Genomic DNA, 13,322 nt, shown 5'->3' on the forward strand with positions numbered 1-13,322 from the left:
TCCATGACGTCCACCGCCCCCCACACCCCGCAGGACCCCCCGGCGGGACCCTCCGCGGGGCCCGCCGTCGCCCTGACCGACATCCACAAGGCCTACGGCGCCACCCGGGCCGTCGACGGGGTCTCGCTCACCGTCGAACGCGGGGAGTTCTTCGGGCTGCTCGGGCCCAACGGGGCCGGCAAGACGACGCTCGTCGAGATCATGGAGGGCCAGCGGCGGGCCGACTCCGGGACGGTGGCGGTCCTGGGGGAGAGCCCCTGGCCGCGCAACACCGCCCTGCTGCCCCGGCTCGGCGTGCAGACGCAGGCGTCCGCGTTCTTCGTCCGGCTGACCGCCCGCGAACACCTGGCCACCATGGCCGCCCTCTACCGGTGCGACGCGGCCGCCGCCGAGCGCGCGCTCGCCTCCGTCGGCCTCACCGAACAGGGCGACACCCGGGTCGACGACCTCTCCGGCGGCCAGCGGCAGCGGCTCGCCATCGCCTCCGCCCTGGTCCACGACCCCGAACTGATCTTCCTGGACGAGCCGACCGCCGCCCTCGACCCGCAGGCCCGCCGATCGCTGTGGCAGGTCCTGCGCGATCTCAAGGGCAAGGGCCGCACCATCGTCTACACCACGCACCACCTGGACGAGGCCGAGGCGCTCTGCGACCGGGTCGCCATCATGGTCGCGGGCAAGGTCGCCGCCCTGGACAGCCCCGGCCGGCTGATCGCCGCGTCCAGCCCGACCACCCGGCTGCTGGTCCCGGCCGATCGCCTCACGCTCGACCGGGCCCGCGCCATCCCGGACGTGGACCGGGTCACCGAGGAGGGCGGCTCGATCGTGCTGGAGACCCTCGCGGCGGGCCGGGTCCTGGCCGCCGTCGACGCGATCGCGGGGCTTCAGGGCGTACAGACCAGGACGGTGAGCCTGGAGGACGTGTACCTGGACCTGACCGGCCCCGGAACCCCGCAGCCCTGACCCCGCCGACCCGGCCCCCACGTGCAGCGAACCAGCGATACGGAGACACCCCGATGAGCGCCTACACCGCGCTGAGCCAGGCCGGATACCGGGCCTACACCCGCGACCGCACCACCCTCTTCTTCACCTTCGCCTTCCCGCTGATCTTCCTGGTGGTCTTCGGGCTGATCTTCCACGGCCAGACGGTCGAGGAGAGCGGCAAGCCCTACATCAACTACATCGCGCCCGGCGTGCTGTCCTGGGGCGTCGGCAACGCCGCCGTCTTCGGCGTCGGATTCGTCCTCATGCAGTGGCGGCGCGACGACATCCTCCGGCTGATCCGGATGACGCCCACGCCCGTCTCGGCCGTCCTCGCCTCCCGCTACGTCCTGGCGCTCGGCGTCGGAGCCGTCCAGGCGGTCCTCTTCGTCGCCGTGGCCCTGCTCCCCTCCTTCGGGCTGGAGCTGGACGGCCGCTGGCCGCTCGCCCTGCCCGTGCTGGTCCTCGGCATCACCGCGTTCCTGGCGCTCGGCGTCATCGTCGGCAGCTACGCGAAGACCCCCGAGGCGGTCGCCGCCGTCGCCAACTGCCTGATGATCCCCATGGCGTTCCTGTCCGGGTCGTTCTTCCCGCTGGACGCCATGCCCGGCTGGATGCAGAGCCTCTCCCGCGTCCTGCCCCTGCGCTACCTCAACGACGGGGTCTCCGGCGCGCTGACCGGCGGCGGCTCCCTCCAGGACATCGGCGTCGCCTGCGCCGTGCTCGCCGGATTCGCCCTCGTCCTCGGCGCGGTGGCGCTGCGGACCTTCCGCTGGAGCGACAAGTCATGACGACGGCCACCGCGTCCACCCCGTTCGACCTGGCGCGCGCCGGGCTCCAGTCGGCCCTGGCCGCCCGCCACGCCGCAGCCCCCGGCGGCCTGCCCGCCCCGTACACCGTCCCGCTCGGGGCCGCCGACACCCTCGGCTTCGGCCACCGCGACCCGTACGCCGACACCCGGCCCGCCGGCAACGTCCACCTCACCTCCCGGGCCGTCCTCATCGGCCCCTGGGGCGGCGGTCCCGACGCCGGCGCCTGCGGCCAGTGCCTCGCGATGCGCTGGCAGCGGCTGCGCAGCAGGTCCGAGCGGGAGGCCCTGGAGCTGGGGCACGAGCCGCACGGGGCGGTGTACTGGCCGGTGCTCACCGACTACGCGGTGGACGCCGTCTGGGCCGCGTACAGCGCGGTCCTGACCGGCCACCGCAGCCACCCCGACGCCACCCCGGCCGACCGGGCGCTGCCCCAGGTCACCCGGGTCGACCTGGGCACCCTCGCCACGGCCACCTTCCCGCTGCTGCCCGAACCGCTGTGCCCCGCCTGTGTGCACGAGGTCCCGGACACGGCGGAGGCAGCCCGCATGGAGCTGGCCCCCACCCCCAAACCGGACCCCGACGGCTACCGGCTCCGCTCGCTGGACTCCTACCCGCTGCCGACCGCCGCCCTCGCCAACCCGGTCTGCGGGGCGCTCGGCTCCGACGTCTGGATCAACCCCACGTCCACCACCACCGCACCGGTCGCCGGGACCCACTTCGTGCGCGGGTACGCCGGGCTGAACGACGTCACCTGGAGCGGCCAGGCCAACCGGTACGCCACCAGCCGCACCCTCGCCCACCTGGAAGGCCTGGAGCGGTACGCGGGCACCCACCGCCGACGCGGCACCTCCCCGGTCCTGGACAGCTACCGCAACCTGGCGGGCCAGGCCCTGAACCCCGCCGACTGCGGTTTCTACGCCCCCGAGACGTACGCCGCCGACCCCCTGGTCAGCCCGTTCGACCCGGACCGGGCGATCCCCTGGGTCTGGGGCCACTCGCTGCGCGACGACGCCCCGATCCTGGTCCCGGCCCGGCTCGCCCACTACAGCGCGGGCGTCGACGCCGACAACTTCGTCTTCGAGTGCTCCAACGGCTGCGCCACCGGCGGCAGTCTGGAGGAGGCGATCCTCTTCGGGCTCCTCGAACTCGTCGAGCGGGACGCCTTCCTCCTCGCCTGGTACGGCCGCGCCCGCCTCACCGCGGTCGACCTCACCACCTGCGGGACGCCCGCCGTGCGCTCGATGCTCGACCGGGCGGCGCTGCACGGCTACGACGTGCACGCCTTCGATACGCGGATGGATCTGGCGGTCCCCGTCGTCACCGCCCTCGCGGTGCGCCGGGACGGCGGCCACGGCACGCTGTCCTTCAGCGCGGCGGCCGGCTTCGACCCGGCGGACACGGTCGAGGCGGCCCTGTCGGAGGTCCTCACCTACATCCCGCACCTGCCCTACCAGGTGACCGAGCGCCGCACCGAACTGGAGGCGATGGAACAGGACTTCGGCAAGGTCCTGCACCTCAAGGACCACGCCCAGCTCTACGGCCTGCCGTCCATGGCCCGGCACGCGGCCGAGTACCTGTCCCCGGTCGCCGTCCTCTCCCTGGAGGAGACGTTCGCCGACTGGCAGCCGCTGCGGCCGCGCACCGGCGACCTGCTGGACGATCTGCGGCTGCTGCGGGACCGGTTGGCGGGCGCCGGCCACGACGTCATCGCCGTCGACCAGACGACCCCCGAGCAGCACCGGATGGGCCTGCACACCGTCTCCACCATCGTCCCGGGCCTGCTGCCGCTGGACTTCGGCTGGAGCAGGCAGCGGGCGCTGGCCATGCCCCGGCTGCGGACCGCGCTGCGGGCGGCGGGGCGACGGGGCGACGATCTGCCGGCGGCCGAGATCAAGGCCGTCCCGCACCCGTTCCCGTGACCGGACCCGCGTCGCACATGTGTCAGCCCCCTCCGACCGACGGAGGGGGCCGGCGTACGTGCGGCCGTGAAGCGCCGTCAGGCGCTGCAGGAGGTGGTGCTGGTGGTGGCGGAGCAGGTCGACGTCGAGGAGCACGACGTGGAACCGGCGAGCACGACCTCCGAGACGTCGGAGTAGTCCGAGATCTCGAAAGTCTCCGACTCGAGCTCCAGGATCTCGTCGGCGAGGGTGGCGAGTTCGGTCTTGGGGGCCATGGTGATCTCCCTGGTGTCATGGGAGCCGGGCCGGTTGTTCCGGGCCGGTTCCCCGGTGCTGGACCCGTCGGAGGGGTGGCCGCCGTCGGATCGGCCGCGTTGTCGGTGTCACATCGCCGGCACCCGGGCCGCACCGGTGACGTGCTGGACGATCCGCGGCTGCCGCGCGATCCGTTCGAGCGACACGGCACGTGCGGCAGCCCCTTCCGGCGTGCGGGAGGGGGCTGCCGTACGTGCGGCCGTGAAGCGCCGTCAGGCGCTGCAGGAGGTGGTGCTGGTGGTGCTGGAGCAGGTCGACGTCGAGGAACACGACGTGGAACCGGCGAGCACGACCTCCGAAGCGTCCGAGTAGTCCGAGATCTCGAAGGTCTCCGACTCGAGCTCCAGGATCTCGTCGGCGAGGGTGGCGAGTTCAGTCTTGGGGGCCATGGTGATCTCCCTGGTTTTGTGGGGGGCCGGCCGGCTGTTCCGATCCGGTGCCCGGGTGCTGGACCCATTGCAGGGGTGGCCGCTGTCAGATCGGCCGCGTTTTCGCTGTCACATCGCTGGCACCCGCTGACAGGGCGACGGCACGGCACGTGACAGCCGTACGGAGCAGGCTCGTTGAGCAGAGATGAGGTGCGCGGTGGTCACAGCGGCGGGAACGGCGAAGGACGCGGACGACGACGGGCACGCGACGGGAGCGGAGGCGGCGCGGGGGGCGGCGCGAGAGGCCGGGAGAGCTCCGGAGGGCGGGGCGCCGGGGGGCCGGCCGCCGGGCGGGGTGTCCCTGCCGCGACCGCTGCTGCGCGCCGCCGTCGAGCTCTACCTCGACCTGCACGCCCACCCCGAACTCTCCGCCCACGAGCACCGCACCGCCGGCCGGCTCGCCGCCCGGCTGGCGGAGCACGGCTGTACGGTCACCCGTTCCGTGGGGGGCGGCCACGGACTCGTCGGGGTGCTGCGCAACGGCCCCGGCCCCACCGTGCTGCTGCGCACCGAACTGGACGCGCTGCCCGTCACCGAGGCCACCGGGCTCCCGTACGCCAGCACCGTGCCCGGCGTCATGCACGCCTGCGGCCACGATCTGCACATCGCGGCGGTCGCCGGGGCGGTGGCGCTCCTGGCGGCCTCCCGGGACACCTGGCGCGGCACGGTCCTCGTCGTCGGCCAGCCGGAGGAGGAGACCTTGAGCGGGGCCCGGTCCATGCTGGCGGACGGCCGGCTGTACGAGCGCTTCGGCGTCCCCGACGCGGTCCTGGCCCAGCACGCCGCCCCGCTCCCCGCCGGGACCCTCGCCCACCCGCCGGCCGGCGGGCCGCCCCTGATGGCGGGGAGCGTCGCCGTCGAGGCGGTCCTGCACGGCCGGGGCGGTCACGCGGCCACCCCGCACCTCAACATCGACCCGGTCCTGATGGCCGCCGCCACCGTGCTGCGGCTGAGGACCGTGGTGGCCGAGGCGACCGCGCCCGCCGAACAGGCCGTGCTCACCGTGGGCTCGGTGCGGGCGGGCGAGCGCGGCAACATCACCCCGGACCGCGCCGAACTCTCCCTCACCATCAGGGCGTTCACCGAACCGGCGCTCGACCGGCTGGCGAGCGCCGCCGAACGGGTCGTCCGGGCCGAGGCCACCGCGTCCGGCGCCCCGCGCGCACCCGATTTCACCGTCACCGCCCGCTCGCCCGTGCTGCGCCCCGACCCGGCGCTGACCGCCCGGGTGCGCCGGGCCCACGAGGCGCTGCTCGGCCCCGGCCGGGTGCTGGACTTCGGCGGGTCGGCGGCCACCGAGGACTTCCCGCACTTCGCGTCGGGCGGGGCGCCGGGCGCGTACTGGATGCTCGGGACCACCGGGGCCGGACCCTGGCGGTCCGCCCGCGCCGGAGGCGGACCCGTACCGCCCAACCACGCCCCCGGCTTCGCCCCGGACGTCAGGGCCGCCCTGCCCGTCGGCATCACGGCCCTGGCGGCAGCGGCCCGCCAGGTGCTGGACCCAGGGCCCGCCGGGGACCGGGAGGCGGCGTCGTGACGGCCGGCCGGACCGGGGTGGCCGATGTCGTCGTCGTACGCCGCGACCGGGCGGCCCCGACCGGGTGGACCACCGTCGTACGGCTGCTGGGCCTGCTCCCGGGGCACTGGGCCTGCTACCCCGAGGTGGGCCAGGACCGGGTGGTCCTGCGGGTCGAGCTGGCCGGGGCGACGGACGCGACGGCGGTGCGGCGGGCGGTGTCCTGCGTCCTGGCGGACACCGCCCTGCGCGGCTGGACCGAGGAGCTTCCGGACCGGGCCTGAGGGGCCCGGGACCGGCCCCTCCGGGCCCTGGAAGCCCGCGGCCCCAGATCCAGCCGCGGCCTCAGATCCAGCCGCGTTCGCGGGCCAGCAGCGCGGCCTGCGCCCGGCTGGCCGCGCCGAGCGTCTGCATCAGGTCGGCGACATGCCGCCGGTAGGTCCGCACCGACACCCCCAGCTCCCGCGCGCCCGCCTCGTCCTTGCCCACCGTGCACATCGACACGAGCACCCGCCGCTCGATGCCGGAGGGACGGGGGGCGGCCGCGTCCTCGCCGCTCCCCGCGCCGCCCGCCCGGGAGAGGTCGTGGGCCTGGTCCCAGATCCGTTCGAACAGGGAGATGATGTTGGAGACCAGGCCGCTGCGGTGCGCGAGCAGCGCACCGCGCGAGGTGTCGCGCGGGTCCAGCGGGACGAGCGCCGCCCGGCGGTCGTAGACGAGGAGCCGCTCCGTGGTGTCCGTCGTCACCCGGATCGCCGCCCCGTGCTCGGCCAGCTCGCGCAGATAGGCGGCGGTCGGCGGGTCCTGGAGCGCCACGCTGGAGACGACGTTGCGGATCCGCACCCCGCGCTGCAGGCAGCGCAGGTCCAGCGGGCGGGAGCGGGCGATGTTCTCCGCCGACAGCCGGGTGTACGGCTCCACGGAGAGGATCTCGTCCCGGGCGAAGAACGCGAGGTCGTCGATCCGGTTCCGGATCTGGGTGAGTCCCTCTAACTGCTCGATGCCCTGCGGAGGGGGTGTACGGGCCTCCTGCTCCGCGCGTAGACCATCAATGACGTGCCGCGACCGGGTGACGCGCTGCAGCTCCTGATGGAGCGTGTGCAGCCGGATGTCCACCAGTCGGGTGAGGGCCACCTCGGGATCCACCGGGAAGATCCGGCGCTCCGAGTCCTCGGCGTGCAGCAGCCCGAGCTCCTGGAGCCGGACGATCCGGGCGCCGGCCTCCCGGGGCTGGGAGTGCAGCAGGAGATGGAGGTCGTGGGCGCCCGTGCCGGGGTTGCGCAGGAAGTGCCGGTAGATCTCTTCCTCGGCCTCCGGGACCCCGAAGACAGACATCTCGTTCTCGCCCACGTACGCCCCCGATGCCTGATGCCGTGGGGCCGTGCGCCGAGGGGGATCGCCCCGCGCCGCCCGTCCCGGCCACTGCTCGCTCCACCCGTGCCGTTGACCGTGCTCGGTACTGCCTGTGTGACGCTGCCCGACGCGCTTGTTCGTGTGTTCGTGCAAGAGTCGGGCAAAGACTAGACGCTGGGATCACTCCTGTGAGGATCCCCGACACAACTGCGTGCGATGCCGAGATGAACGGTGCGCGACCGTCGACGAGCGGCGGTGTCGGCGCGACGGGCGGCGGATCGGGCCCGACCCGGGCGGCGGCCCCGGTGAGAACGGGCAGCGGATCGGGCACGGGCCGGGCGACAGCGCCGGTGAGAACCGGCGGCGCGGCGGGCACGAGGAGCGGCGGGGCCGGTCCGACGGCCGCCGGCTCGCCCGTTGCGGACGCGGCTGTCACCCCCGAGCCGTACCCTGGAACCCCCGGCCCGTCCCACGTGTCGGGCCCTTCGCGTTGCCCCTGGCCGCAGCCGGCTGCCAGTACCCCCAGAACCACCGCTGAACTGATCCCCGGACGGAAACTTCATGAGTCTGCACGGTCTGCTGGATGTCGTCGTTACGGACCCGGCGCTCGCCGAGGCGGTGAAGGCCGCCGGAGACGGGCACCGGGCGCATGTCGACCTGGTGGGCCCGCCCGGCGCGCGCCCGTTCGCCGTGGCCGCGCTGGCCCGGCAGACCGGCCGGACCGTGCTGGCCGTCACCGCGACGGGCCGGGAGGCCGAGGACCTGGCCGCCGCCCTGCGCACCCTGCTGCCGCCGGACACGGTCGCGGAGTTCCCGTCCTGGGAGACCCTGCCGCACGAGCGGCTCTCCCCCCGGTCGGACACCGTGGGCCGGCGGCTCGCCGTGCTGCGGCGGCTCGCCCACCCGCGCGCGGACGACCCGGAGACCGGCCCGGTCTCGGTGGTCGTCGCGCCGATCCGCTCCGTGCTCCAGCCGCAGGTCAAGGGGCTCGGCGAGCTGGAGCCGGTGGCGCTGGCCGGCGGGCAGAGCGCCGACCTGGGCGAGGTGGTGGACGCGCTGGCGGCCGCCGCGTACTCCCGGGTCGAACTGGTCGAGAAGCGCGGCGAGTTCGCCGTGCGCGGCGGGATCCTGGACGTCTTCCCGCCGACCGAGGAGCACCCCCTCCGGGTGGAGTTCTGGGGCGACGAGGTCGAGGAGATCCGCTACTTCAAGATCGCCGACCAGCGGTCCCTGGAGGTCGCGGCGCACGGACTGTGGGCCCCGCCCTGCCGTGAGCTGCTGCTGACCGACCAGGTCCGCGAGCGGGCGGCGGCCCTCGCCGAGGCCCATCCGGAGCTGGGCGAGCTGCTCGGCAAGATCGCCGAGGGCATCGCGGTCGAGGGCATGGAGTCGCTGGCCCCGGTCCTGGTCGACGAGATGGAGCTGCTGCTCGACGTCCTGCCGAAGGACGCGATGACGCTGGTCTGCGACCCGGAGCGGGTCCGCACCCGGGCGGCCGACCTGGTCGCCACGAGCCAGGAGTTCCTCCAGGCCTCGTGGGCGGCGAGCGCGGGCGGCGGCGAGGCCCCGATCGACGTGGGGGCGGCCTCGCTGCGGGGCATCGCGGACGTCCGCGACCGGGCCCGCGAGCTGGACATGATGTGGTGGTCGATCTCGCCGTTCGCGGCCGACGCCGCCGACCACGACGACGACACCCTCCAGCTCTCCATGCACGCCCCCGAGGCGTACCGGGGCGACACCGCCCGCGCGCTCGCCGACACCAAGGGCTGGCTGGCCGACGGCTGGCGCACGGTGTACGTGACGGAGGGCCAGGGCCTCGCCTCCCGTACGGTCGAGGTGCTGAGCGGCGAGGGCATCGCGGCCCGCCTGGACCCGGACCTGACCGGGATCACGCCGTCCCTGGTCCACGTCTCCTGCGGGGCCATCGACCAGGGCTTCGTCGACCCGGTGCTGAAGCTGGCCGTGCTCACCGAGACGGACCTGACCGGCCAGCGCACCGCCACCAAGGACCTGGGCCGGATGCCGGCCCGCCGCCGGAAGACGATCGACCCGCTGACGCTGGAGGTCGGCGACTACATCGTCCACGAGCAGCACGGCGTCGGCCGGTACGTGGAGATGGTGCAGCGCACGGTCCAGGGCGCGACCCGCGAGTATCTGCTCGTCGAATACGCCCCGGCCAAGCGCGGCCAGCCCGGCGACCGCCTCTACATCCCGACCGACCAGCTGGAGCAGGTCACCAAGTACGTCGGCGGTGAGGCCCCGACGCTGCACCGGCTCGGCGGCGCGGACTGGACGAAGACGAAGCAGCGGGCGAAGAAGGCGGTCAAGGAGATCGCCGCCGACCTGATCAAGCTCTACTCCGCCCGGATGGCCGCCCCCGGCCACGCCTTCGGCGCGGACACCCCCTGGCAGCGCGAGCTGGAGGACGCCTTCCCGTACGCGGAGACGCCCGACCAGCTGTCCACGATCGCCGAGGTCAAGGAGGACATGGAGAAGACGGTCCCGATGGACCGGCTGATCTGCGGCGACGTCGGCTACGGCAAGACGGAGATCGCGGTGCGGGCGGCCTTCAAGGCGGTGCAGGACGGCAAGCAGGTCGCGGTCCTGGTCCCCACGACCCTGCTGGTCCAGCAGCACTACGGCACCTTCACCGAGCGCTACTCCCAATTCCCGGTCAACGTACGGGCGTTGAGCCGCTTCCAGTCGGACACGGAGTCCAAGGCCACCCTCGAAGGCCTGCGGGACGGGGCCGTCGACCTGGTCATCGGCACCCACCGGCTCTTCTCCTCCGAGACGAAGTTCAAGGACCTCGGCCTGGTCATCGTGGACGAGGAGCAGCGGTTCGGCGTCGAGCACAAGGAGCAGCTGAAGAAGCTCCGCGCCAACGTCGACGTGCTGACGATGTCCGCGACCCCCATCCCCCGTACGCTCGAGATGGCGGTCACCGGCATCCGCGAGATGTCCACGATCACCACCCCGCCGGAGGAGCGCCACCCGGTCCTCACCTTCGTCGGCCCGTACGAGGAGAAGCAGATCGGCGCGGCGGTCCGCCGTGAACTCCTGCGCGAGGGCCAGGTCTTCTACATCCACAACCGGGTCGAGTCCATCGACCGGGCGGCCGCCCGCCTCCGCGAGATCATCCCGGAGGCCAGGATCGCCACGGCCCACGGCCAGATGTCCGAACAGGCCCTGGAACAGGTGGTGGTGGACTTCTGGGAGAACAAGTTCGACGTCCTGGTCTCCACGACGATCGTCGAGTCCGGCATCGACATCTCCAACGCCAACACCCTGATCGTGGAGCGCGGCGACAACTTCGGCCTCTCCCAGCTGCACCAGCTGCGCGGCCGCGTGGGCCGTGGCCGGGACCGGGGCTACGCCTACTTCCTCTACCCGCCCGAGAAGCCGCTCACCGAGACCGCCCACGAGCGCCTCGCCACCATCGCGCAGCACACCGAGATGGGCGCGGGCATGTACGTGGCGATGAAGGACCTGGAGATCCGCGGCGCGGGCAACCTCCTGGGCGGCGAGCAGTCCGGCCACATCGCGGGCGTCGGCTTCGACCTGTACGTCCGCATGGTCGGCGAGGCGGTCGCCGACTACCGGGCCCAGATGGAGGGCGGCGAGCAGGAGGAGCCGCCGCTGGAGGTCAAGATCGAGCTTCCGGTCGACGCGCACGTCCCGCACGACTACGCCCCCGGCGAGCGGCTGCGCCTCCAGGCCTACCGCTCGATCGCCGCGGCCTCCTCGGAGGACGACATCCGCGCGGTCCGCGAGGAACTGACCGACCGCTACGGCCCCCTGCCCGAACCGGTCGAGAACCTCCTCCTGGTGGCCGGCCTGCGCATGCTGGCCCGCGCCTGCGGGGTCGGCGAGATCGTCCTCCAGGGCTCCAACATCCGCTTCGCCCCGGTGGAGCTGCGCGAGTCCCAGGAACTGCGCCTGAAGCGCCTGCACCCCAAGACGGTCATCAAGCCGACCGCCCACCAGATCCTGGTCCCGCGCCCGACGGCCGGGAAGATCGGCGGCAAGCCGGTCATCGGCCGCGAACTGCTGGCGTGGACGGGGGAGTTCCTCACGACGATCCTGGGGTCCTAGGCCTCGGGGGCGCCCAACCCACGGACCCCGCCGGGCTTGCCGGCGGGGTCCGATACGTCGGGCAGTGCGACGCTACGGCGCTGGGGTTCGCTTGAACGCGGCCCACACCGTCTTGCCCACGATGTGGTGGTCGATGCCGAAGTCTGCGGCGAGTTCACCGACGAGGAAAAGGCCGCGCCCTGAGCAACTGCTCTCGTCCGGGTGCTGAACCTCCGGCCGCCCGTCGCCGGTGTCCCGGACTTCCAGCCGCACAAGGTCATCCGCGAGATCGAGCCGAACGGCGAATTCCCGCCCCGGTGGGACGCCGTGGAGCAGGGCGTTGGTCGCCAGCTCCGAGACGCAGAGCTCTATGTCGTCGATCAGATCCGTGAGCTGCCACTCCGTGAGGACGTGGACGACGAAAGTGCGTGAGGCACCGACGGATGTGCGCCGTCGGGGGAAGCGCCGTAACTGCGAAAGAGACACGGTGGTTCACCGCCTTGCTCGTGGGCCGTAACGGGATGACCGTACTGCTATTCGCGAAAGGCGGCAAGGTATCCTTTGGGGTGTTCGACGGAGTCGCCTACCGTGTGCACCGGCAAGGTCCGCCGTCGGCGAAGGAGGAGGCCATGGGCGAGGGTGAAGTGATCAGCGCGTCCACTCGTTACCTGACGCCGGCGGACGGCGGAGGTGACGTCTGGAGCGCCGAGGCAGCGGCGGCGGGGCGGCGGGGCACGCAGAAGATCGTGAGTGCCGGGGAAATCACCGCCCCGGAGCGCGTGGCCGACCTGCTCGCGGTGGGGCGGGGCGGACTTGTCGTCGCGCGGCGGCGGATCATGCACCTCGACGGCGAGCCGTGCGAGTTGACCGACACCTACTACCCCGTGGAGATCGCGCGGGGCACCGGGCTTGCGGCCACGGCGAAGATCCGGGGAGGAGCCGTCCGGCTGCTCGCCGAACTCGGCCACAGCGGTGTCCGGGCGCAAGAGGACGTGGCTGCTCGCATGCCGTCCGAGAGCGAGCGGGCTGACCTGGACCTGAAGGCGGACGAGCCGGTCCTCGAACTGACGCGGCTCACCCTGGACGCCGATGGCCGGCCTGTCCAGGTCGATGTGATGGTCATGCCTCCCCGAGGCCAGAACCTGCGGTACGAGATCAGGATCGGATGACGGTGCACGGACCGGAGACGGAAGAGGCCGACGGCCGCCCCCTGCACGAGCGAATCGCCGCTGATCTGCGGGACGACATCATGTCCGGGGACCTCGCGCCGGGCGACAGCCTGCCCTCCACCGCGCAGCTGAAGGAGCGGTTCGGCGCTGCGAACGCCACCGTTCAGAAGGCTTTGCAGCTCCTCAAGGGCGAGCACCTCGTGGTCGGCCGGGCAGGCGCGTCGGTGACCGTACGCGAACACCGGCAGCGCACGATACGGCCGGCCGCGTACATGGCGCCCTCCCCGTCAGGAGAGCCCTACCGCTGGCTGACCGAGGCGGCGAACTCCGGCGCTCGCGCCCGCAGCACCCTCCTGGACGTCACGGAGGCCGAACCTCCGGCGGATGTCGCGGACGCGCTGGCGCTCCAGCCGGGCGGCACGGCGATCCTCCGCCACCAACTGCTGTCGATCGACGACGAGCCCGCAGAACTCGTCGCGTCGTACTACCCGTTGGACATCGCCGAAGGCACCGCCATCACCGAACGCCGTCGCATCCCGGGCGGCACGCCCACCCTCCTGGCCTCGCTCGGCTACCCGCCCCGGCTCAGCGTGGACCGGGTCTCGGCCCGCGTCGCGACCCAGGAGCAGTACCGATTGCTCCGGCTCCCCGGGGATCTGCCGGTCCTGCGCACCCTGCGGGTGGTGTTCAGCGACGACGACCGGCCCATCGAGGCCACGGTGATGGTCAAGGCGGGGCATCTGTATGAGGTGCAGTACGAGTTCACGCCCGAGTGACGC

The 13,322-nt window shown here is 73.2% G+C and carries 12 protein-coding genes; 8 read left to right on the forward strand and 4 right to left on the reverse strand.

Features of this window, described 5'->3' with window-relative positions; translation table 11 throughout:
- Positions 1–3: 3 nt before the first annotated feature.
- The 3 genes from ACH4UK_RS27130 to ACH4UK_RS27140 are packed head-to-tail and all read left to right on the forward strand — an operon-like array spanning position 4 to position 3,709.
- The gene (locus ACH4UK_RS27130) at positions 4–960 is read left to right on the forward strand and encodes an ABC transporter ATP-binding protein (protein WP_398360433.1); all 957 of its coding nucleotides are present in this window, start codon (positions 4–6) and stop codon (positions 958–960) included.
- 53 nt (positions 961–1,013) lie between these two features.
- Entirely contained in the window at positions 1,014–1,769 is a 756-nt protein-coding gene (locus tag ACH4UK_RS27135; protein ID WP_398360435.1) for an ABC transporter permease, read from the forward strand.
- Positions 1,766–3,709, forward strand: coding sequence for a TOMM precursor leader peptide-binding protein (locus tag ACH4UK_RS27140; protein WP_398360437.1), 1,944 nt, complete (start codon positions 1,766–1,768; stop codon positions 3,707–3,709). The genes ACH4UK_RS27135 and ACH4UK_RS27140 overlap by 4 nt, the downstream gene beginning before the upstream one ends.
- A gap of 77 nt (positions 3,710–3,786) precedes the next feature.
- Here ACH4UK_RS27140 and ACH4UK_RS27145 read toward each other — a convergent pair whose 3' ends face one another.
- On the reverse strand, positions 3,787–3,963 hold the full coding sequence (locus ACH4UK_RS27145) for a thiazolylpeptide-type bacteriocin (RefSeq protein WP_398360438.1): 177 nt from the start codon (positions 3,961–3,963) through the stop codon (positions 3,787–3,789).
- Between the two features lie 252 nt (positions 3,964–4,215).
- Positions 4,216–4,392, reverse strand: a complete 177-nt coding sequence (locus tag ACH4UK_RS27150) for a thiazolylpeptide-type bacteriocin (protein ID WP_003968635.1) — start codon at positions 4,390–4,392, stop codon at positions 4,216–4,218.
- 196 nt (positions 4,393–4,588) lie between these two features.
- Between ACH4UK_RS27150 and ACH4UK_RS27155 the strand changes: the two genes are divergently transcribed.
- Positions 4,589–5,968, forward strand: a complete 1,380-nt coding sequence (locus tag ACH4UK_RS27155; RefSeq protein WP_398360441.1) for an amidohydrolase — start codon at positions 4,589–4,591, stop codon at positions 5,966–5,968.
- Complete coding sequence (locus ACH4UK_RS27160) at positions 5,965–6,231, forward strand: hypothetical protein (protein ID WP_398360443.1); 267 nt, start codon at positions 5,965–5,967, stop codon at positions 6,229–6,231. The genes ACH4UK_RS27155 and ACH4UK_RS27160 overlap by 4 nt, the downstream gene beginning before the upstream one ends.
- A gap of 61 nt (positions 6,232–6,292) precedes the next feature.
- On the opposite strand, the gene ACH4UK_RS27165 is transcribed toward ACH4UK_RS27160, so the two are convergent.
- Positions 6,293–7,297 carry a helix-turn-helix transcriptional regulator gene (locus tag ACH4UK_RS27165; protein ID WP_398360445.1) on the reverse strand — a complete coding sequence of 335 codons (1,005 nt, stop codon included), beginning with the start codon at positions 7,295–7,297 and terminating at the stop codon, positions 6,293–6,295.
- Between the two features lie 564 nt (positions 7,298–7,861).
- Here ACH4UK_RS27165 and mfd point away from each other — a divergent pair.
- Positions 7,862–11,395: a transcription-repair coupling factor gene (gene mfd, locus ACH4UK_RS27170; RefSeq protein ID WP_398360447.1), complete on the forward strand. Its 3,534-nt coding sequence runs from the start codon at positions 7,862–7,864 to the stop codon at positions 11,393–11,395.
- Between the two features lie 72 nt (positions 11,396–11,467).
- On the opposite strand, the gene ACH4UK_RS27175 is transcribed toward mfd, so the two are convergent.
- The gene (locus ACH4UK_RS27175) at positions 11,468–11,860 is read right to left on the reverse strand and encodes an ATP-binding protein (protein ID WP_398360449.1); all 393 of its coding nucleotides are present in this window, start codon (positions 11,858–11,860) and stop codon (positions 11,468–11,470) included.
- 143 nt (positions 11,861–12,003) lie between these two features.
- Between ACH4UK_RS27175 and ACH4UK_RS27180 the strand changes: the two genes are divergently transcribed.
- A complete protein-coding gene (locus ACH4UK_RS27180; RefSeq protein WP_398360639.1) occupies positions 12,004–12,543 on the forward strand; it encodes a UTRA domain-containing protein in 540 nt (179 codons plus the stop codon).
- A complete protein-coding gene (locus tag ACH4UK_RS27185) occupies positions 12,540–13,319 on the forward strand; it encodes a GntR family transcriptional regulator (RefSeq protein WP_398360451.1) in 780 nt (259 codons plus the stop codon). Before ACH4UK_RS27180 ends, ACH4UK_RS27185 begins: the two co-directional genes overlap by 4 nt.
- Positions 13,320–13,322: the final 3 nt, after the last annotated feature.

Source organism: Streptomyces sp. NPDC020884, from assembly GCF_044333935.1.
Lineage (GTDB): Bacteria > Actinomycetota > Actinomycetes > Streptomycetales > Streptomycetaceae > Streptomyces.